The organism is Photorhabdus africana (assembly GCF_035181445.1).
In the GTDB taxonomy this organism is placed as follows: domain Bacteria; phylum Pseudomonadota; class Gammaproteobacteria; order Enterobacterales; family Enterobacteriaceae; genus Photorhabdus; species Photorhabdus laumondii.
This window is the reverse complement of the sequence record NZ_JAXBVE010000171.1, coordinates 1-508: the sequence shown is the minus strand read 5'-3', so window position 1 is coordinate 508 and position 508 is coordinate 1. Positions and strand designations below refer to the sequence as shown.

Genomic DNA, 508 nt, shown 5'->3' with positions numbered 1-508 from the left:
ATGACGAAAAGCCTCTCGGCGGGTTTATTCAGCTTGACGACGCATACTGGGGAGGGGCTCAGCATGGCCCCCGAGGGCGAGGGGCAAAAGGGAAATGCCCTTTCGTTGCGGCAGTTTCAATGAATGAAAAGGGCCACCCTATGTTCATGCGTTTCAGCGTTGTGAAAGGGTTTAAGACCGAGGAACTGACCCGTTGGGCTAAAGTGCATCTCAAACCAGAATCTCTTGTTATTTCAGATGGATTAGCTTGCTTTCGGGGGATTGAGCAAGCCGGGACTTTCCATTTGCCCCTCGTTACTGGCGGTGGAGCGCAGAGTGTTAAGCTTCCTTATTTTCAGTGGGTTAACACAATGATAAGTAATGTAAAAAATTCGATACGCGGAACATATCATTCGATTAGCAAAAAGTATTTACCTCGTTATCTTGCCGAATTCTGTTTCAAGTTCAATTGGCGCTTTAACCTTAAAAAAACATTCGAACAGCTTATTTATTCATGTATCCGGGCAGC

1 protein-coding gene is annotated in these 508 nt (G+C 46.1%); it reads left to right on the top strand.

Annotation, left to right across the window (positions count from 1 at the left end):
* The coding region (locus SLS51_RS23260) for an IS1595 family transposase (RefSeq protein ID WP_323840844.1) at positions 1-508 on the top strand (508 nt) is incomplete at both ends.